This window comes from Coprococcus sp. AM14-16, assembly GCF_003434675.1.
Taxonomy (GTDB): Bacteria; Bacillota; Clostridia; order Lachnospirales; family Lachnospiraceae; genus Coprococcus; species Coprococcus aceti.
Window position 1 is genome coordinate 98751 of sequence record NZ_QTLL01000001.1, and the last position, 18728, is coordinate 117478.

Consider the following 18728-nt stretch of genomic DNA (forward strand, 5'->3'; position numbering starts at 1 on the left):
AAAAAAGTGGGGTATCAACCTGAAAATGATAGAATTTATCTGTTGACATGTTGTGGCAAAACAGATAAAGTTTTATGTGGCGAAAGATATGACTGTCATCAGACTTACAATGAGAAATATGTGGCCGTGACAGTTACAATAATATAACATGAGAGGCATATATTTATGAACGAATGTTTAAGATCCCATTATTATGACGAGGACGAGATGCACGAGGAGTGCGGAGTCTTCGGTATCTATGATTTCGATGGAAATGATGTGGCGAACACGATCTACTATGGTCTGTTTGCATTGCAGCACCGTGGGCAGGAGAGCTGCGGTATAGCGGTGTCAGACACTGCCGGTCCTAAGGGCAAGGTCAGCTCCTTAAAGGGCATGGGCCTTGTGAATGAGGTGTACACACCTGATTCACTGAGCAAGCTAAAGGGAAATATCGGTGTGGGTCATGTGAGATATTCAACAGCCGGTGCCAGCACTATAGAGAATGCACAGCCACTGGTCCTCAATTATGTAAAGGGAACTCTGGGACTTGCACACAACGGCAATCTGGTAAATGCTCCTGAGCTTAGAAGTGAGCTGGAGCTCACAGGAGCTATATTTCAGACGACTATAGATTCTGAGGTAATAGCTTACCATATAGCGAGGGAGAGAGTTAAGTGCGGTTCCGTTGAGGAGGCTGTCACTAGAGCTCTCAAGAAAGTAAGGGGATCATATTCACTTGTTATCATGAGCCCTAGAAAGCTTATCGGAGCCAGAGACCCATTTGGCTTCAGACCGCTTTGTATAGGAAAGCGTGATAATGCATACATACTGGCATCTGAGAGCTGCGCTCTCGATACCATAGGGGCTGAATTTGTCAGGGATGTGGAGCCTGGAGAGGTTGTAACCATATCACCTGAGTACGGAATCCAGTCGTATAAGAACATGTGCCAGGAGCAGCATGCAAGATGTATATTTGAGTATATATACTTTGCGAGACTTGATTCAGTCATAGATGGAATGTCTGTGTACGATTCGCGTATCACAGCCGGAAGATGCCTTGCAAAGGACAGCCCGGTTGATGCTGATGTGGTAGTTGGCGTTCCTGAATCGGGAAATGCAGCGGCCATGGGCTATTCACTTGAATCGGGTATTCCATATGGAACGGCATTTGTCAAGAATGGATATGTGGGAAGAACATTCATAAAGCCACAGCAGAGCCAGAGAGAGTCCAGCGTGCGTGTCAAGCTGAACGTCCTTAAGGAGGCTGTAAATGGCAAGCGTGTCATAATGATAGATGACTCTATAGTTCGTGGAACTACGAGTGACAGAATAGTTGGCATGCTCAGGGAGGCAGGAGCGACTGAGGTCCATGTAAGGATCAGTTCACCTCCATTCCTGTATCCATGCTACTTTGGAACTGACATTCCGGACAGAGAGCAGCTCATAGCATACAACAGGTCTGTAGATGATATATGCAAGATCATAGGTGCCGACTCTCTGGCGTACCTGAAGATGGAGAGACTTCCGGAGCTCTCAGGCGGAAGACAGTACTGCCATGGATGCTTCAGCGGCCAATATCCTATGAAACCGCCTACAGAGGACATCAGAGGCGACCACGAAGACTTCAAGAGAGGATCGGAGTCACATATTATATCATGAGGAGGGACCCGCGTAAGCGGGAGGAGTCCTGGTGATAGCGCACGAAAGTGCGCACTTGTCGCAAGACAATAATGTAAAAATTCGGAATCATATCAGCGGAAAAAGCGGATATTGATTCCGAATTTCTGGTTTATGCAAAAAAAGCATGGAAATAATCTGAAACCCATGTATAATAGTTGTGTGATAAGATATAAAAGCATTTGTCAGCCGGCAGATGCGGGAGACTACAGGAAGAAAGAGGTAAAGACATGAGTAAGGACAAGTACGAAAGCCCACTGTGTGAAAGATACGCTAGTAAGGAAATGCAGTATATTTTCTCACCTGATATGAAGTTTAAGACATGGAGAAAGCTGTGGATAGCTCTTGCTGAGACAGAGAAGGAGCTTGGCCTCAAGGACGAGAACGGCAATCCAAGAATCACAGATGAGCAGATCGAGGAACTCAAGGCTCACGCTGATGACATCAACTATGATGTTGCCAGAGAGAGAGAAAAGCTGGTTCGTCATGACGTAATGAGCCACGTATATGCATACGGTGTTCAGTGCCCTAAGGCAGCTGGAATAATCCACCTTGGAGCAACAAGCTGCTATGTAGGCGATAACACAGATGTTATCGTTATGACAGAGGCATTAAAGCTTGTCAGAAAGAAACTCATCAATGTTATAAATGAGCTGGCAAAGTTCGCAGATCAGTACAAGGATCTCCCAACTCTTGCATTTACACATTTCCAGCCTGCACAGCCAACGACAGTCGGCAAGCGTGCAACACTCTGGATGCAGGAGCTGCTCCTTGACCTCTCTGATATAGAGTACATGATCAGCCAGCAGAAGCTTCTCGGATCAAAGGGAACAACCGGAACACAGGCAAGTTTTCTTGAGCTCTTCGGAGGAGATCACGAGACAGTGAGAAAGATAGATGGCAAGATCGCTGAGAAGATGGGATTTGCTGAGTGCTATCCTGTATCAGGCCAGACATATTCAAGAAAGGTCGACTCAAGAGTTCTTAATGTGCTCTCAGGCATCGCACAGAGTGCACACAAGTTCTCAAATGATATCAGACTTCTCCAGCACTTAAAGCAGATAGAGGAGCCATTTGAGAAGAACCAGATCGGTTCATCAGCTATGGCATACAAGAGAAATCCAATGAGAAGTGAGAGAATCGCATCACTTGCCAATTATGTAATGTGTGACGCGCTCAATCCTGCTATCACAGCCGCAACACAGTGGTTTGAGAGAACACTGGATGACTCAGCAAATAAGCGTATCTCAGTTCCAGAGGCATTCCTTGCAGTTGACGGAATCCTTGATCTGTACCTGAATGTTGTAGATGGTCTTGTGGTATATGACAAGGTTATCTACCAGTGCTTCATGAAGGAGATTCCATTCATGGCAACAGAGAATATCATGATGGATGCTGTTAAGCGTGGCGGCAACCGTCAGGAGCTTCATGAGAAGATCAGAGAGTACTCAATGCTTGCAGGCGAGCAGGTCAAGAAGTACGGAAGAGAGAATGACCTCGTTGACCGTATCGCAGCAGACCCTGACTTTGGTATGACAAAGGAGGAGATCGTATCTATCCTTGAGCCAAAGAACTTCGTAGGTCGTGCTCCTGAGCAGACAAGAGAGTTCCTTGCAGAGGTCATTCAGCCTATCCTCGATGAGAACAAGGATATCCTCGGTGTTACTGCGGAGATCAATGTATAAAGATCTGAATTAAAATGTATATAGAGTAAATAAGACGCTGGCGCATTTGCAGTGTTGATATGTCTGTTCTGTCATGGACATATCAACAAGCTTATGTGCCGGCGCTTTTTATATATTGAATGGGTGTCATTTTGCGGCGGAATGCGGATTACATGGACTGACAGACAGCTCAATTCTACGCATAAAAATTCTTGTCGTAATTTCATTAGATTTGCATTTGCTAAGGTACGAATAGGTACATTCTAAGGTTTACATTTGGAAATAGATGTGTTAGTATGGTTAGCGAAAACTAACCTAAAAATTAATACAAAAGAGTGTTAAGGGGGCTAAAGAGATGTTGGTGACAATAGTTGCGGCGGTAATTGTTATGGTGGCCTATTTCCTTCTTCTGTACGGAATGGTCGCATTTGTACAGGATAAGAGATTTATGAGCACAGCACCGAAGGAGAATCTGGCGGTGATTCCTGACAGAAAAGAGAGATTTCGCGGAGCTCATGCGGTTGGATGGTGTATAGAAGTAGTTGCACTTCTGCTGTTTATAGGAGCTATCGTGCTTAGCGTGTGGGATGGCGTACGGCATGATTTCGGCTACTGGAAGTTCTTCGCGCGATTTATAGTGATAATGTATGTGATGGAGATCTATGATATAGGTTTCTTTGACTGGGTGCTGCTCTGTCATTCAAACTTCTTCCCGCGTTATTATCCGGAGGTCAAGGGAGTTGTGGGACCTCATATGTTCGGATACAATATGAAGATGCATGTTATGCACTTTATTATATATATTCCTATCTGCGCTGTGGTCGCCGGGGTGTGTATGCTGTTTTAGAAAAGACTAAATCTACTTAGGTTATCTTTTGATATAGTAATGATAGTTATTGAATAGCCTTGGAATGATATAGTATAATATTATAAATAATAATTGGAGGTTGATAGTATGCTAGAAATATCACTGTTTTATGGAATCAGAATAACTATGTATTATGATGATCATAATCCGCCACATTTTCATGCAGAATATAACGGAAATAAAGCTATAATAGATATAAATGAAGCACGGGTTATAAAAGGTGCATTGCCTTCAAGGCAGTTAAAGCTCATACTTGCATGGTGCGTAATTCATCAAGATGAGTTAATGCAGAATTGGGAATTATCGAAGGATGGTTTGCCATTAAACAGAATAAATCCATTGATTTAAAAGTTATGTATTATACAGAGAGGGGGAATTGGCATGATATATGATATAGTACAGGTAGTTCCATTTGAAGATTATACAGTATATGTGTATTTTGAGGATGGCAAAATTGTATGTTATGATGCAAAACCACTACTGGATAAGAAAGTGTTTGAACCGCTTAGAGACAAAGATTTCTTTTTGAATTCATGTACAATTTTGAATGGAACTTTGGCATGGGATGTGACAGGAACGAGGGATACATCAAAATGTCTGGATATTGATCCGGATACGTTATATGAATTGGAAAATGTTAAAGAGAAAATAGCGTAACATAAATCGGTATACAGTAAACTATAAATAGCTGGTGTATGGACGAAACGTCTGTGCGCCAGTTTTTTTGTGCAGACAACAATACAGAGTTTGTATATGCACAGGATTTGGGTGGCTGGCGGGGTAACTATGAAAAAACTGATCAGCGTGATATAATGAGCATTGTTTGATGTATTTATGAAATATAAGGGGATATATTATTATGATGAAACTGACAAAGGAAGAACAGCACAGGCAGTGTATAAAAGAGATCAAAGCGACGTTGCTTGTGGTATTTATATGTTTTTTATGGCATGTGCTAACCGCGTTCCTGCTAAATGGCACCGGGTGGACGGTGTTCCATATGCCGGCGTGGTTTGTGGTCTCGGTGCTTGGAACAGTGGTGCTTGCGGTAATCGGTGTATTCTGGCTGCTTAAGTTTGTGTTTGTAGATTTCCAATATGAAGAGGATGAGAGTGAGGGTGAAAATGAACAGTAATCAGATATTGATCTTATCGGTTTTTCTCGGATATCTGTTATTCAATGTTGTGGTGAGCTTTGTCTACAGCAGAAGGGCGGAGAAAAGTCTGCACACAACGTCCGAGAAGAAGTATTTCATAGGCGGAAGAAATATGAACGGAATCGTCCTAGCCATGACGATCATGGCGACATACACTTCCGCAAGTTCATTTATATCAGGGCCGGGTGCAGCGGGTCTTACATATGGATATGCACAGGCGTGGATAGCTGCTATCCAGGTCCCGGTCACATTTCTGGTGCTCGGTGTGCTTGGAAATAAGCTTGCGATAGTGTCCAGACGAACGGGCGCTGTGACAGTGGTGGGATACTTCAAGGCGAGATACAAGAGCGATGCGCTGGTGGTCATCACGAGCCTTGGACTTATAGTTTTCTTCATAGCACAGATGATAAGCCAGTTTACGGGAGGGGCCACACTTATAGCATCCATAACGGGAATGGATCATGTGAGTTCACTTTTGATATTTGGCACAGTCGTGATATTGTACACAGCTATTGGCGGATTCAGTGCGGTTGTCATAACTGACACGATTCAGGGAATAGTAATGTGTATCGGAACATTCCTGTTTATATTCTTTGTCTTAAGGAGCGGGGGCGGTCTTGCCGCGATAGATGCCGGTCTTCAGACAAATCTGCCGGAGGTGTACGATGACATTTTCTCGAAATACACGCCAGGAGGACTGCTCAGCTATTGGGTGCTTGTGGGATTTGGAACGCTGGGACTTCCCCAGACTGCTGTGCGCGCCATGGGATTTAAGGATACGAAGAGCATGCACAGAGCGATGTGGATCGGAGTTCTCACATGCAGCTTTGTAATCGTGGGAATGCATCTTGCAGGAACATGGGCTGGCGCACTTGTCGATACGGACAATCTTCCAACTTCGGATTATTTTATACCGTATATAGTACAGAAGATCATGCCGCCTGGAATAGCAGCGATATTCCTCGCAGCGCCGATGGCAGCAGTCATGTCGACAGCGGATTCGCTCCTCATACTTGCCGCAGCAGCTATAGTGAAGGATCTGTGGAAGAATTACGTGGTGGGTGATGATCCGGTGAAAAATGAGAAATACGACAAGAATGTCAAGCTGGTGAGCACGATACTTACGATGTTGCTCGGCGTGGTGGTGATGGTTCTCACGATCAATCCGCCGGATATAATTTTCATGCTCAACATGTTTGCATTTGGCGGACTTGAATGCACATTCTTTTGGCCTCTTGTGGGAGGTCTGTTCTGGAAGAAGGGAACTAAGCAGGCGGCGGTGTGCAGCAGCGTAGGTGCGATCGCGACATATATATTTGCAACGTATTTTATCAAGATCGCTGGGATAAATGCGGTCGTGTGGGGACTGATGGTAGGTGCGGTGCTGTACTTTGGAATTGGGTTTATAACGGGAAGAAAAGGACTTGATCCGGATATTCTGGACAAGTGCTTTTGATATGTGCGCAGGATGTATGAACTTGAAAATAGAGTTGAAAGGTAAAATGAAGCATGAATGAGATAAACGACAACAAAAAAGCTATGTCCGAGGATGTGAAACAGGCACTGATAAGGTTTAACAAGGACAACATCTATGTTCAGAACCTGAAGATAGAGCTGGTCGATATGAGCCTTGGATATGTGAAGGGCAAGATGATGGTCACAGAGGATGTCCTTAATCCATATGGTTCTGTGCATGGTGGATGCCTGTACTCACTTGCGGATATAGTGAGCGGAATCGCGGCATGTACCTACGGAAAGTTTTCTTCAACTATAGATGGAACCATGACATATATAGCTCCGGCTATGAACACGGAGTATCTCATCTGTGAGGGAATCGAGATCCGCCAGGGCAAGAAGGTGTCACTGTACGAGGCAAATATTTACGATGACAAGGGACAGCTTGTGGACAAGGCAAGGTTCTCATTCTACATGATGAACCGCTCTGTTGTGGAATAGATGGGAGATGTAAGGCAAGGTGAAATATACAAATGTTATCTCAGGCAAGTTCGTAGAAAGGCCAAACAGGTTCACAGCCCATGTGGAGATAGACGGAGTTACAGAGACCGTGCACGTAAAGAACACAGGGAGGCTTAGCAGTTTGCTGATACCGGGGAACACGGTCAGCCTTGAGAAGTCTGCAAATCCAAACCGCAAGACGAAATACGATCTCATAGCGGTGGAGGATCCAAAGCTTGGCTGGGTGAACGTGGATAGTCAGGTGCCGAATAAGGTGGTTTTGGAATGGCTTAAAACTAAGGATTATGACTTTATAAAGCCGGAGTATGTATACGGGGATTCAAGGATTGATTTCTATATGGAAAAGGATGGCACGAAGTATCTCATGGAGGTCAAGGGCTGCACTCAGGAGATCGATGGGATAGGATATTTTCCGGATGCACCCACCGACAGGGGAGTCAGGCATTTGCGGGAGCTGATGAAGGCGGTCTCCGAGGGATATAAATGCTATGTTGCATTTGTCATTCCGATGACAGGGATAACTGAGGTCAGGCCAAATGCGGAAATACACAGGGAGTTTGCGGAGACTTTCTATGAGGCGAAGGCTGCCGGCGTGGAGGTGTTAAATCTCACGTGCTGGGTTACACGGGATGAGCTTGAGATAGTGGATAAGTGAGATAGGTGAAAATTATAAGGGTAAATGATAAGCAAATATACGTTTGACATGCAAGCGGCTAAATGCTAGTATAATATCAAAAGGTGCTACCGATAGACGGTTAGCCTTGATATATGAATGGTATAAAATAACCGCTCACAGTTTACCAGGCTGGGCGGTTATTTTTTTGTCTTATTCTTGCTCCTAGAGCCAACGGCATAACCAAGATTAAAGCAAGTAAGACATAAGCTGATGATGGCTATAAAAAGATCCGTTGTAAGCATAAGCAAAAACCTCCGTGATAGATTTCCATAAATGGATTTTCTATGTAAACACAGGCTACAAACTCCTGTGGTGAAGGTTAACCGCCTACCGAATAGGGTAGCACCAAATATATTATAACAAACATATGTTCGATGCACAATACTGAATATACATGAGAATGAAAAATGGGCTCGGCAAACACCTGTTACGATAAGTAACAGCATTGTCATAGTGCGTATATGGACTATCAAGGGTTATGATAATAAGCTTGAAAAAAACAGGAGGAATATGGTGATATTGCTAAGATTGAGGAGATAAGTTATGGCGTTTGATTTTAAGAAAGAATATAAAGAGTTTTATTTGCCGAAAAATAAGCCACAGATCGTAACGATTCCAAAGGCGAATTACATAGCGGTAAGGGGCAAGGGCGACCCGAATGAAGAGGGCGGAGAATATAAAGCTGCGATTGGCGTTTTATATACTGTTGCGTACACTCTCAAGATGAGTTATAAGACTGATTACAAAATAGAGGGATTTTTTGAATATGTAGTCCCACCGCTTGAAGGCTTTTGGTGGCAGGATAATGTGGAAGGTGTGGATTATACAGATAAATCTGCATTTAACTGGATTTCTGTTATTCGTCTTCCTGATTTTGTAACAAAGAAGGATTTTGACTGGGCGGTTGAGACTGCGTCAAGGAAGAAAAAGATGGATTGTACCAATGCAGAATTTCTGAGTATTGATGAAGGTTTGTGTGTTCAGATCATGCATATAGGAGCATTTGATAATGAACCTGAGACAGTAGCAGTGATGGATAAATATTTGGAAGATAATGGGTATGTAAATGATTTCACTGATGAACGACATCATCACGAAATCTATCTATCAGACCCAAGAAAAACTGCACCGGAAAAATGTAAAACTGTTATAAGGCATCCGGTAAAGAAGAGATCGTGATTCTATTTTAGAAAATAAAAAATAAGGGACTTTATGGATTACACAATAAGAAGATTAAAACAGGAAGAAACCGGGATATTAGATACATTTTTATATGAGGCAATATTTATTCCGGAGGGCGTGGAGGCACCTCCAAGGGACATTATCAATCAGCCGGAATTGCAAGTGTACGTTGACGACTTTGGAAACAGAGCGGGGGATATGGCATTTGTCGCAGAGACAAATGATAAAGTTGTTGGAGCTGTGTGGGTTCGTATTATGGATGACTATGGGCATGTTGATGACGATACACCGTCTTTTGCAATCTCACTACTCAAAGAATACAGGAATTACGGCATTGGAACAGAGCTGATGAAAAGGATGCTGGAGGAGCTGAAAAACTGTGGATATAAGAGCGGTTCACTGTCTGTGCAAAAGCAGAACTATGCGGTCGGAATGTATAGAAAAGTCGGATTCCAGATAGTGGATGAGAATGATGAGGAATATATAATGGTTTGCAGGCTGTCGTAGATGGTAAGTGATTTAGAAGATATAAGTAGCTTTGATGAGAAATATGTGACAAAAATAGATGGAATTATTTCAAGACATAATTGTCAGGTGGAAAAAACGCCATTTAGAAGTAAAGAAAATATTAGTGCTGGATTTGTTGTGGTGCCGTTGTTTATGACAGTGGTATGTTCAATTGCGTTGATAATAAATGCAAGGGGATATGTATGGAATATTCAGAGCAAATAGCTTATTTTGCCTAGTCTACGAAGCGTAGAACCCGCATAGATTCACCATATTCTACGCCTCGTGGGTGTGATTGGCAATAAAATGGGGAGATAATTGAGCCAGAAAGGAGGAAAGCAGATGAACCAGATTAAAATTGGGCGATTCATCGCTGATGAGAGAAAGAGAAAGGGATATACTCAAAAACAGCTTTCTGAAAAACTTGGAATCAGCGATAAAACAATTTCAAAATGGGAACGAGGAAATGGTTTTCCGGAAGTTTCATTACTGTTGCCGTTATGTGATGAATTAGAGATAACAGTGAATGAATTACTGTCTGGCGAAAGAGTATCTGAGGAGGATTATAGAAAGAAAGCGGAGGTTAATATGGTGAATTTAGTTAGAGAGGCACAGGAAAGCAAAAAGAAAATTATTTTGTCTGCAATGGTCGCGGCACTTACGATAGTTGCGGCATTTCCATTGTTTTTATTGTCAGGAATTCTGGAGATGGAGAATTGGCTGAGGGTTCTGCTTATCGCAATAGGGTTAGTAGTGGTATGTGGCGGAATAGTGATTGCGTGTATTCTTGATAGAGAGGCAGGAGCATTTGAATGCCCTGATTGCAACACAAGGTTTGTTCCGGATATGAAGTCATATGTAATGGGAGCACATACATTAACAAAGCGTAAATTAGTTTGTCCTCATTGTGGTGCACATAGATATTGCAAAAAGGTGCTTACAAAATAGATTTAAGGAGAGGTCATGGAGATAAAAAAGATTGATGAAGAATTTTCAGTGTGTCAGGTGGAAGCTTATACATATGCGAATCTCGATTCTGAGTATTGTTTTCTAGGAAAAACTGATGAGGAAAAGTCTCTGGTATGCCCGGTGAGTGAAGTGCCGGCAAATGTGATAAAGCGTGATGATGGCTGGAGAGCCTTCCGCATTCAGGGCGTATTGGACTTTTCTTTGATCGGAATTCTGGCAAAGATTGCATCTGTTCTGACGGATAACGGAATTTCGATATTTGCAGTATCCACGTACAATACGGATTATGTTATGGTGAAGAAGGAGAATTTTCAAGATGCACTTGAAGTTCTGGCGGCAGCAGGGTATGAAATTGTGGATTGAGAGTTGATAAACCGAAACTTAAAACCGGGATGAGAATTATGGAGAAATGTAAATGGATTATGCCTTATTACAAAAAATATACAATATCAAGTCATTTGTAGGATATACAGATGAGGAGATAAAAGAGCTGAGAGCGGGATTTGAGAGCATCCCACATACGCTATATGAGATATGGAAGAAATGTGGTAAAACAAGCGAGCTGTTTGATCATAGCAATGATCCCTGGGTTACTCTTGATTTCCAGCGCAGATATCAATGGACAAAGAAGATAAAAGGATATTTTTATATCTTGAATGAGAACCAGGGAGTATATCAGGTGGCGATCAGAAGGGCTGATATGGCTGAGAATGATCCACCTGTGTATGTCGTGGAAACTGATGAGGATGGCACTGTAAATGAGGTTGGCCGGGCTGAAAATAGTTTGTCTGCATTTATGATGGGAATGTTGATATATGAGGCGGCAATATCCTGTTTTGAGTTTTGCGCAGAGGATATTATCTGGTATGATGATGGTGACATTGAAAAGATAGATGGCATATTAAATAAATATCCGTATCATGTTTATAACTGGTATTCTGACAGAATTGATCTATACACGAAAACTGATGAAGAGATCTTGTTTGTTATGCAGGGAGATTCTCCGAATGGCACATATTCAGCACGGACAGAAACGGTATATCAGGAGATTGACAGACTGATAGGTGGTATTGGGGAAAGATAAGGAGAAGATTATGGTAGAGATACTATTTGGAGAAAGTTCGGCAGGCTCCATGAAAGCGGCAAAATGCGAGGATGTGGAATATAAGAATGGCCAGCCACTGTGGATACAGGGTTCTTCTGACGAGGTGATCTGCCTTGGTTTCATGCTGGATATGGGATACATAGGTGAGGCCGTTGACAGTCAGTACCGCAAGGACTTTATCTACTCAATGTATGCCCAGAACCAGTGGGAGCAGGACGATGAATATGATAATGAACTTAAGGGACTTGGAGATGTGTACGCCGGTGAACTTGCAAGGTTTATAAGATTTCTTGAAAATGGCGAGCCGGTAAGAATATGGTATAGCGATGCTCCATATTCAAGGTGTGGATTTTATCATGTATGCAGCATCTTGAAGAACTATCCAAATGAAGTGTCTGTTGTCACGCAGCCAGAACATGTTGTGAAGAAAAATGACATAGTGACATATCATAGCTGGAGCGAAGTGGCGGCGGAGGAATTTGCCGGATTTCTCAGAAATGAGAGGAAACTCACATCAAATGAGATAAGAATGTATGCGGAGATGTGGGGCGAGCTTGTCCTTGAAAATGCACCGCTCAGGGCTGTGGTAAACGGAACCGTGCTCAGTGTGTCAGAGGATTTCTATGATTTTATCATTTGGAACAGGCTGACGGACAATCCGGTTAAGGAGTGCAGGCTGATCGGTGACATTCTGGGACAGGTTACGATTGGAGTCGGTGACTGGTGGTATGCGGCGAGGATAGAACATTTCATAAGGCAGGGCAAGATAAAGGTTGTGGAGGATTCGGAGAATAAGTATGCACGTTTGATAAAAGGGTATTTGTAGAATGGAGACTGAGAATAGCGTGGATAAAGAAAAATACAAAGCATGTATTGATGATATAGAGGTTGCAAAAACTGAAATAAAAAATATGAAATTATACCCAGAGGATGTATATTTTTCAGGAAGATGGTTTATATCTTGATGGAGTAGTACAGGGGATAAGGGCCTTTGGAGATAACCCCAAGGCGGTCTCAAAGGAAGTATTTTATCGCGATACGGCAAAAATAAATGGTTTGTCAACCAAACAAAGAGAGTTTTTTGAAAATTTCTATCTTAAAATAGAAGAAATTATAGAGGGTAGGGAATAAAAGATATTACGTGTTGGACATTATAACAAATGGAGTGTTGAGGGCGAGATGTCAGCAGTTTGGATGATGTTCAAATATATAGTGGCTTTTCCTTTCGGACCATGTTAGAATCACATGTATATGCAAATAAATGTGGAAGGAAAGATTACGGGGATTAGTTCCAGGTAAACTATGGTGAAAGTATATGGAAGATATGAAGAATGGTAAGAGAAGTTCATTTTCGGGCAAGCTGGGGTACGTGCTGGCGGCGGCAGGTGCATCGGTGGGTCTTGGAAATATATGGAGATTCCCTTATCTTGCGGCAAAGTACGGCGGAGGGATTTTTCTCATAATATACATCGTGCTTGCACTTACATTTGGTTATACTATGATAGTTGCGGAGACTGCGATCGGACGAATGACGAGAAAGAGTCCGGTTGGGGCATTCAAATCATTTGGAAAGAAGAAATGGCTGTCGTTTGGCGGCTGGATAAATGCCGTTATCCCCGTGCTTATAGTGCCGTACTATTCGGTTATTGGGGGCTGGGTCATCAAATATCTGGTGGAGTATTTCAGAGGAAATGCAAAGCTGCTGGCTGAGGATGGATATTTCACCGATTTCATATCAAATGGTGTGTCAACGGAGCTGTGTTTTGTGGCATTCTGTGCATTTACACTTATCATTATATTTGCCGGTGTGCAGAACGGAATAGAGAGGGTATCCAAGATCATGATGCCTATACTGATCGTTCTGTCAGTCATAATTGCGGTATATTCCGTGACAAGACCGGGCGCACTTGCGGGAGTAAAATACTTCCTTGTGCCAAATGTGAAGAACTTCTCGTGGATGACAGTGGTTTCTGCCATGGGGCAGATGTTCTACTCGCTTTCCATTGCCATGGGAATACTCATAACATTTGGCTCTTACATGAAGAAAGATACGGCGATAGAGGATTCGACCAGAAATGTAGAGATATTTGACACTGGTATAGCGATCATGGCGGGACTTATGATAATCCCGGCGGTATTTGCATTCTCTGGGGGAGATCCGGATACCCTTCAGGCCGGACCATCACTGATGTTTATTACTATTCCAAAGGTATTCCAGAACATGGGATTTGGAACTGTCATAGGAATTGTGTTCTTCCTGCTCGTGCTGTTCGCAGCGGTTACAAGTTCGATAGCACTTACGGAGAGCGCGGTGTCAACATTTGAGGATGAACTTGGATGGGGAAGAAAGAAGGCAACGGTGCTTGTGGGAGTTATCATGCTTGCGCTTGGAAGTCTGTCATCCCTGGGATATGGTCCGCTGGCAGGAATCAAGATCATAGGCATGCAGTTCCTTGATCTGTTCGACTTCCTCACCAATTCGGTGATGATGCCTATAGCGGCACTCCTCACAAGCCTGTTTGTGTCAAGGGTAGTTGGAATAGATAAGATAGAGGAGGAGATAATTCACGGCGAGAGTGCCTTCAGGAGAAAGAAGGTATTTGTAGTCATGATCAAATATCTCTGCCCTGTATTTGCCATCATTATCCTGCTCAGCTCTGTTGCAAATGCACTTGGCTGGATAAAGATGTAGACATGTATATAGATAATAAAGCCGCCCTGTCTGATACGCGTTATATGTATTAGATAGGGCGGTTTGTTATGCTCAGTATTTCTAGTTCTTTGTTGCGATGGTATTCAGATCTGGACTTACACTCTTGGTAGTTTAATTGGCTGTAGCTTGGAACTCGCTGACCTCATCCTGGCAGTCCGTCACAGTGCGCTCAATGGACTTAAGTGATTCATTTGTCTGAGCTTTGCTAGTCTCATCCTGACAGTCCGTCATAGTGCGCTCAATGGATTTAAGTGATTCATTTGTCTGAGCCACGGATTCGCTGACCTCATCCTGGCAGTCCGTCATAGTGCGTTCGATGGATGAAAGAGATTCTTTTGTCCGAGCTATGTCAGCCGGAGTGTAGCTGACCATCTCGTCATCTTGCCCGTCTATGGATTTGGAGTATTTGGCTCCGTTCTTGATATCCTCCAGAATGCCCTCGTACATGGCGATCGTCTCATTTACTCTATCCTGTGTCCACACATATTTTTTGCCACCGGATATATATGAACTACCGATGATACTTTTGAGCTCGACTTTTTCGTTCTCAAGCCATGCCTTATACTCGTCGTATGTCCACCACTCAATATCAGGAGTTGGGAACTTTTCTTCAAACTCGGCGTCGGTCATGGCTTCAAATGTCTTTCCATTATCAAAGCTGTAATATGTCTTGCCGTCATCCGGATTTATATAGGACATTATTGTCTCCGTATCAACCGTGTCTGAAAAAGTGGTATTGGTAGTATCTGTAGCTTCGGTGACCGTACTGGATTCATCGCCCTTGGCCGATGTTGCAAATACTGTCACTGTTCCGGTGACTAAGACCATCGCTACAGCGAATGATATGATAGTCGTCTTTTTTGTTTTCATAATTGCTGTTATCCTTTCTTCGATTGCGTTTCTGCTAAAGTGGTTGCAGAGTGGCATAAAACCGCCCTTTGTCTCCTCTATACTGATCAGAGCATTTGCGTAGGACGCCCTGCTTGTGCCTCCGAAATGGTGAATCACAGCCTCGTCGCAGGATAGCTCTATGTCTCTGTTGGCGAGAAAGTACATAATCCATACCAGGGGGTTAAACCAGTGTATGCAGACCGTGGTGATCAGCAGAAACTTGGTAACTGTGTCAAATCTTCTAATATGTATAAATTCATGTTCCAACACGTAACACAGGGTATCTTCATTTTCCCAGTCAGTTTTCTTGGGCATAAGAATCACTGGATGCCACACGCCAAATGTAAGCGGTGCCGAGATCAGATCTGACTGTCGTATGGGCAGCTTGCGTTTTAAATTGTGAGTCTCCAGCCATCTGCGTGCAAATGCATTTTCAACTGGTAATGATGTCTGAAATTCCCTGTAGCATCTGATATATGCCGAGATAAAAAATACCGCGCAGAGAACAAGTCCTGCCACCCAGATGATATCCCACGCTGAAATCGTGAGAGCAGGAATCTGAGATTGAGGTGCCTGGGTGGAGACAGACCCTTGCGTATTGATCGGCATGAATCTGACAGCCGGTGTTTCATTTATGTCAGAGACTGTCTCCTTTCCCAGCAGAGAATAGATGCTAAACTTAGATGGGCATGAAAATGGTATTAGCAGCCTGATGATCGTGATTCCCCACAGTATCAGGAATGTCTTTTTAGGCAATCGGTTAATTGCCAGAGCGCGAATGACTGTGATCACCATGATCATGACAGCCCCGGCAACGCTCATTTGCAGTAAGCTCATATTCATCACCTCACTCCAAATCGTTGACGATCTGTTTTAGCTTTGCGATCTCCTCAGGGGAAAGCTTCTTTCTGCCGAGAAGAGCGGCAAATAGTTTGTCGGCAGATCCGTCGTAGACCTTATTGATAAGTTCAGTTGTCTCGGCCTCCTGTATCTCCTCCTTTGGTATGATGGCGTGGCACATGAAATTAGGCTCAGAGCGTTCAATTGCTCCTTTTTTGATGCACCTCTTGATCAACGTATATGTAGTGTTCATGTTCCAGCCAATTTCTTCTTTCAGGACATCGGAGATATGTTTGGCAGTTGTGTCGCCCTCGTCCCAGAGGACTCCCATCACCTTAAGTTCTGAATCAAAAAGTTTTATATCCATATGTGTTCTCCTTCACAAACTACTGCAGTAGTATTATGTCTTTATAATACTTTTCAGCTAATAAAATGTCAATACTACTGGAGTAGTTTGAATTAAAATTAATATTTGCAGCATGGCGTGACTGATTCTGGCAGGTGATAAGATTTTGAAAGTTGACAGGATTTCTGTCCGGTTTTTATAATAATGTTTATGAGTACATGAAAGAAGGATTTTACATATGGATATAAAGAAAGTTGCTATCTTAGGAGCCGGAGCTGTAGGCTCTTATATGATATGGGGACTCTCAGAAAGAGATGACATAGAGCTTGGAGTTATAGCCGAAGGCGAGCGTCAGGCTGTTTGATGGAACAGGACTTCACTACACGATATCGGATCATATCATGGTTGATCTGTGGAGCAAATTCAGACTCAACGTGTGCAACAATCTGCCACAGGCTATCCTTGGTGCGGGAGTGGGCTGTTACAGGGACAGTGAACACATGAGGATCATAAGCGATGCACTCAAGTCTGAACTTGAGGCGGTGGCTACGGCGAAGGGGATAGACCTTTCACTTGCCGAAGGGCCATCGGTGCACGGAAGTGCGGTTCCACCTTCAGCGAGATATTCGACACTTCAGGATCTTGATTCTGGAAGGCATACAGAGATAGATATGTTCTCGGGTGCACTAGTAAGAATGGGAAGAGAGCTTGGAATACCGATGCCTTACAATGAATTTGCGTATCATATGATAAAGGCGTTGGAGGAGAAAAATGACGGGCTGTTTGACTACGAGGGCAGGGAGAATGAGAGAACCTGTGCAAGGTGATATGCTTCGACGGCTGTATTGATGGTATGTTAGCATTGATACTGACTGGTGTAAGCTTTTTTTTTCATAATAAGAAAATGCTTTGATACATTTGCTAAATTAAGGAGGTATTGTTTATCGTGTTGACATCACTTGCACTAATTTTCATCGTCGGACTGGCGATGGGCGCCATCTGTCAGAGGCTTAAGCTGCCGCGCATCATAGGAATGCTGGCGACGGGAATCGTTCTTGGTCCGTATGTGCTGGATCTCTTTGATCCGTCTATATTGTCCATATCTGCGGATCTCAGAAAGATAGCGCTTATCATCATACTTATCAAGGCAGGACTGTCCCTTGACCTTAAGGATCTGAAGAAGTCGGGACGCTCGGCTGTGCTGCTCTCATTTGTCCCGGCGTCATTCGAGATTATCGGATATATACTGTGCGCACCAGTTATACTTGGAATAAACCGCACAGAGGCAGCTGTCATGGGAGCCGTGCTTGGTGCGGTATCACCGGCGGTCGTTGTTCCGAGAATGGTGAATCTCATAGAGAAGAAGTACGGAACTGACAAGGCGATTCCGCAGATGATACTTGCGGGGGCGTCCTGCGACGATATATTTGTCATAGTGCTTTTTACCACATTCCTTAGCATGGCGCAGGGCGGAAGTGCTCATGTCATGGATTTCGTGAATATTCCAATATCCATCGTGCTTGGAATACTGCTTGGAGTTGTTGTTGGATATGGGTTATATCTGTTCTTTGAGACATCATATGCAAGGAAACACTGCGTGAGAAACAGCATGAAGGTCATCATCGTGCTGGGATTTTCGTTCCTGCTTATAGCGATAGAGGGCTGGCTTGAGGGAAAGGTGTCGGTGTCGGGACTCCTTGCGGTGGTGGCTATGGCATGTGTCCTGAAACTCAAATGTCCAGAGTCGGTGTCGGGAAGACTCTCACAGAAATTTGGAAAGCTGTGGCTTGCGGCGGAGGTCATATTGTTCGTGCTTGTGGGTGCGGCTGTGGATATCAGGTACACCCTGGCAGCAGGACTTCCGGCGCTCCTTATGATATTTGTCGCACTGGCATTTAGAACGGTTGGTGTTCTGATCTGCGTGGCACATACATCACTTACATGGAAGGAAAGGCTGTTCTGTGTCATTGCGTATCTTCCAAAGGCTACAGTTCAGGCAGCCATCGGATCAGTTCCGCTTGCGGCAGGGCTGGCATGTGGTAATATAGTATTGTCGGTTGCCGTGCTGGCGATCGTGGTGACTGCGCCACTTGGAGCGATAGGAATAGATGGAACGTACAAGCATTTGCTTGGTGAGGATAAGTGATGTTTTGCGTTCGGTAGATATAGGAGACA

At 43.6% G+C, this 18728-nt stretch carries 23 protein-coding genes; 21 read left to right on the forward strand and 2 right to left on the reverse strand.

Annotated features, from left to right (window positions below; translation table 11 throughout):
* The first annotated feature begins 165 nt into the window (after nt 1-165).
* From purF to DW159_RS00605, 18 genes are all read left to right on the forward strand, one after another.
* Complete coding sequence (gene purF, locus DW159_RS00520) at nt 166-1641, forward strand: amidophosphoribosyltransferase (protein ID WP_117548576.1); 1476 nt, start codon at nt 166-168, stop codon at nt 1639-1641.
* A gap of 248 nt (nt 1642-1889) precedes the next feature.
* A complete protein-coding gene (gene purB, locus DW159_RS00525) occupies nt 1890-3344 on the forward strand; it encodes an adenylosuccinate lyase (protein WP_015533264.1) in 1455 nt (484 codons plus the stop codon).
* A 334-nt stretch (nt 3345-3678) separates the two neighbouring features.
* A complete protein-coding gene (locus DW159_RS00530; RefSeq protein WP_117548577.1) occupies nt 3679-4170 on the forward strand; it encodes a hypothetical protein in 492 nt (163 codons plus the stop codon).
* Nucleotides 4171-4278: 108 nt separating this feature from the next.
* Nucleotides 4279-4539 carry a DUF4160 domain-containing protein gene (locus tag DW159_RS00535; protein ID WP_022059618.1) on the forward strand — a complete coding sequence of 87 codons (261 nt, stop codon included), beginning with the start codon at nt 4279-4281 and terminating at the stop codon, nt 4537-4539.
* Nucleotides 4540-4572: 33 nt separating this feature from the next.
* Nucleotides 4573-4848 (forward strand): DUF2442 domain-containing protein, encoded by a 276-nt coding sequence (locus DW159_RS00540; RefSeq protein WP_022059619.1) that lies wholly within the window; start codon nt 4573-4575, stop codon nt 4846-4848.
* Nucleotides 4849-5050: 202 nt separating this feature from the next.
* The gene (locus tag DW159_RS00545; protein ID WP_004849642.1) at nt 5051-5326 is read left to right on the forward strand and encodes a YhdT family protein; all 276 of its coding nucleotides are present in this window, start codon (nt 5051-5053) and stop codon (nt 5324-5326) included.
* A complete protein-coding gene (gene panF / locus DW159_RS00550; protein WP_117548578.1) occupies nt 5316-6803 on the forward strand; it encodes a sodium/pantothenate symporter in 1488 nt (495 codons plus the stop codon). Before DW159_RS00545 ends, panF begins: the two co-directional genes overlap by 11 nt.
* A gap of 53 nt (nt 6804-6856) precedes the next feature.
* Nucleotides 6857-7303, forward strand: a complete 447-nt coding sequence (locus DW159_RS00555; RefSeq protein WP_015533260.1) for a PaaI family thioesterase — start codon at nt 6857-6859, stop codon at nt 7301-7303.
* Nucleotides 7304-7322: 19 nt separating this feature from the next.
* A complete protein-coding gene (sfsA, locus tag DW159_RS00560; RefSeq protein ID WP_117548579.1) occupies nt 7323-7979 on the forward strand; it encodes a DNA/RNA nuclease SfsA in 657 nt (218 codons plus the stop codon).
* Between the two features lie 564 nt (nt 7980-8543).
* Nucleotides 8544-9179: a GyrI-like domain-containing protein gene (locus tag DW159_RS00565; protein ID WP_117548580.1), complete on the forward strand. Its 636-nt coding sequence runs from the start codon at nt 8544-8546 to the stop codon at nt 9177-9179.
* A 33-nt stretch (nt 9180-9212) separates the two neighbouring features.
* Nucleotides 9213-9689 (forward strand): GNAT family N-acetyltransferase, encoded by a 477-nt coding sequence (locus tag DW159_RS00570; RefSeq protein ID WP_117548581.1) that lies wholly within the window; start codon nt 9213-9215, stop codon nt 9687-9689.
* Complete coding sequence (locus DW159_RS13675) at nt 9690-9914, forward strand: hypothetical protein (RefSeq protein ID WP_187115847.1); 225 nt, start codon at nt 9690-9692, stop codon at nt 9912-9914.
* A 117-nt stretch (nt 9915-10031) separates the two neighbouring features.
* Nucleotides 10032-10637 carry a helix-turn-helix domain-containing protein gene (locus DW159_RS00580; RefSeq protein ID WP_117548582.1) on the forward strand — a complete coding sequence of 202 codons (606 nt, stop codon included), beginning with the start codon at nt 10032-10034 and terminating at the stop codon, nt 10635-10637.
* Nucleotides 10638-10652: 15 nt separating this feature from the next.
* Nucleotides 10653-11021 carry an ACT domain-containing protein gene (locus DW159_RS00585; protein WP_117548583.1) on the forward strand — a complete coding sequence of 123 codons (369 nt, stop codon included), beginning with the start codon at nt 10653-10655 and terminating at the stop codon, nt 11019-11021.
* Between the two features lie 52 nt (nt 11022-11073).
* Nucleotides 11074-11742: a hypothetical protein gene (locus DW159_RS00590; RefSeq protein WP_117548584.1), complete on the forward strand. Its 669-nt coding sequence runs from the start codon at nt 11074-11076 to the stop codon at nt 11740-11742.
* Nucleotides 11743-11752: 10 nt separating this feature from the next.
* Nucleotides 11753-12589 carry a DUF3658 domain-containing protein gene (locus DW159_RS00595; RefSeq protein WP_242992585.1) on the forward strand — a complete coding sequence of 279 codons (837 nt, stop codon included), beginning with the start codon at nt 11753-11755 and terminating at the stop codon, nt 12587-12589.
* Nucleotides 12590-12693: 104 nt separating this feature from the next.
* Nucleotides 12694-12894 (forward strand): hypothetical protein, encoded by a 201-nt coding sequence (locus DW159_RS00600; RefSeq protein WP_117548586.1) that lies wholly within the window; start codon nt 12694-12696, stop codon nt 12892-12894.
* A gap of 184 nt (nt 12895-13078) precedes the next feature.
* Nucleotides 13079-14455 carry a sodium-dependent transporter gene (locus DW159_RS00605; protein WP_117548587.1) on the forward strand — a complete coding sequence of 459 codons (1377 nt, stop codon included), beginning with the start codon at nt 13079-13081 and terminating at the stop codon, nt 14453-14455.
* Nucleotides 14456-14587: 132 nt separating this feature from the next.
* Here DW159_RS00605 and DW159_RS00610 read toward each other — a convergent pair whose 3' ends face one another.
* Both DW159_RS00610 and DW159_RS00615 read right to left on the reverse strand, forming a co-directional pair.
* Nucleotides 14588-16210, reverse strand: a complete 1623-nt coding sequence (locus DW159_RS00610; RefSeq protein WP_117548588.1) for a M56 family metallopeptidase — start codon at nt 16208-16210, stop codon at nt 14588-14590.
* 4 nt (nt 16211-16214) lie between these two features.
* The gene (locus DW159_RS00615) at nt 16215-16574 is read right to left on the reverse strand and encodes a BlaI/MecI/CopY family transcriptional regulator (RefSeq protein WP_117548589.1); all 360 of its coding nucleotides are present in this window, start codon (nt 16572-16574) and stop codon (nt 16215-16217) included.
* Between the two features lie 217 nt (nt 16575-16791).
* Here DW159_RS00615 and DW159_RS14275 point away from each other — a divergent pair, with 217 nt between their 5' ends.
* The 3 genes from DW159_RS14275 to DW159_RS00625 all read left to right on the forward strand — a co-directional run bounded on the left by DW159_RS14275 (nt 16792) and on the right by DW159_RS00625 (nt 18699).
* A complete protein-coding gene (locus DW159_RS14275; protein WP_015533248.1) occupies nt 16792-16917 on the forward strand; it encodes a hypothetical protein in 126 nt (41 codons plus the stop codon).
* A gap of 37 nt (nt 16918-16954) precedes the next feature.
* Nucleotides 16955-17380 (forward strand): ketopantoate reductase family protein, encoded by a 426-nt coding sequence (locus DW159_RS00620; RefSeq protein WP_330410573.1) that lies wholly within the window; start codon nt 16955-16957, stop codon nt 17378-17380.
* A gap of 119 nt (nt 17381-17499) precedes the next feature.
* Nucleotides 17500-18699 carry a cation:proton antiporter gene (locus DW159_RS00625; RefSeq protein ID WP_117548590.1) on the forward strand — a complete coding sequence of 400 codons (1200 nt, stop codon included), beginning with the start codon at nt 17500-17502 and terminating at the stop codon, nt 18697-18699.
* Nucleotides 18700-18728 lie beyond the last annotated feature (29 nt).

Excerpts from the sequence above, each read along its gene's own strand:
- purF (WP_117548576.1), top strand. The coding sequence starts at position 166 with ATGAACGAATGTTTAAGATCCCATTATTATGACGAGGACGAGATGCAC.
- purB (WP_015533264.1), top strand. The coding sequence starts at position 1,890 with ATGAGTAAGGACAAGTACGAAAGCCCACTGTGTGAAAGATACGCTAGT.
- DW159_RS00530 (WP_117548577.1), top strand. The coding sequence starts at position 3,679 with ATGTTGGTGACAATAGTTGCGGCGGTAATTGTTATGGTGGCCTATTTC.
- DW159_RS00535 (WP_022059618.1), top strand. The coding sequence starts at position 4,279 with ATGCTAGAAATATCACTGTTTTATGGAATCAGAATAACTATGTATTAT.
- DW159_RS00540 (WP_022059619.1), top strand. The coding sequence starts at position 4,573 with ATGATATATGATATAGTACAGGTAGTTCCATTTGAAGATTATACAGTA.
- DW159_RS00545 (WP_004849642.1), top strand. The coding sequence starts at position 5,051 with ATGATGAAACTGACAAAGGAAGAACAGCACAGGCAGTGTATAAAAGAG.
- panF (WP_117548578.1), top strand. The coding sequence starts at position 5,316 with ATGAACAGTAATCAGATATTGATCTTATCGGTTTTTCTCGGATATCTG.
- DW159_RS00555 (WP_015533260.1), top strand. The coding sequence starts at position 6,857 with ATGAATGAGATAAACGACAACAAAAAAGCTATGTCCGAGGATGTGAAA.
- DW159_RS00565 (WP_117548580.1), top strand. The coding sequence starts at position 8,544 with ATGGCGTTTGATTTTAAGAAAGAATATAAAGAGTTTTATTTGCCGAAA.
- DW159_RS00570 (WP_117548581.1), top strand. The coding sequence starts at position 9,213 with ATGGATTACACAATAAGAAGATTAAAACAGGAAGAAACCGGGATATTA.
- DW159_RS13675 (WP_187115847.1), top strand. The coding sequence starts at position 9,690 with ATGGTAAGTGATTTAGAAGATATAAGTAGCTTTGATGAGAAATATGTG.
- DW159_RS00580 (WP_117548582.1), top strand. The coding sequence starts at position 10,032 with ATGAACCAGATTAAAATTGGGCGATTCATCGCTGATGAGAGAAAGAGA.
- DW159_RS00585 (WP_117548583.1), top strand. The coding sequence starts at position 10,653 with ATGGAGATAAAAAAGATTGATGAAGAATTTTCAGTGTGTCAGGTGGAA.
- DW159_RS00590 (WP_117548584.1), top strand. The coding sequence starts at position 11,074 with ATGGATTATGCCTTATTACAAAAAATATACAATATCAAGTCATTTGTA.
- DW159_RS00595 (WP_242992585.1), top strand. The coding sequence starts at position 11,753 with ATGGTAGAGATACTATTTGGAGAAAGTTCGGCAGGCTCCATGAAAGCG.
- DW159_RS00600 (WP_117548586.1), top strand. The coding sequence starts at position 12,694 with ATGTATATTTTTCAGGAAGATGGTTTATATCTTGATGGAGTAGTACAG.
- DW159_RS00605 (WP_117548587.1), top strand. The coding sequence starts at position 13,079 with ATGGAAGATATGAAGAATGGTAAGAGAAGTTCATTTTCGGGCAAGCTG.
- DW159_RS00610 (WP_117548588.1), bottom strand. The coding sequence starts at position 16,210 with ATGAATATGAGCTTACTGCAAATGAGCGTTGCCGGGGCTGTCATGATC.
- DW159_RS00615 (WP_117548589.1), bottom strand. The coding sequence starts at position 16,574 with ATGGATATAAAACTTTTTGATTCAGAACTTAAGGTGATGGGAGTCCTC.
- DW159_RS14275 (WP_015533248.1), top strand. The coding sequence starts at position 16,792 with ATGGATATAAAGAAAGTTGCTATCTTAGGAGCCGGAGCTGTAGGCTCT.
- DW159_RS00620 (WP_330410573.1), top strand. The coding sequence starts at position 16,955 with ATGGTTGATCTGTGGAGCAAATTCAGACTCAACGTGTGCAACAATCTG.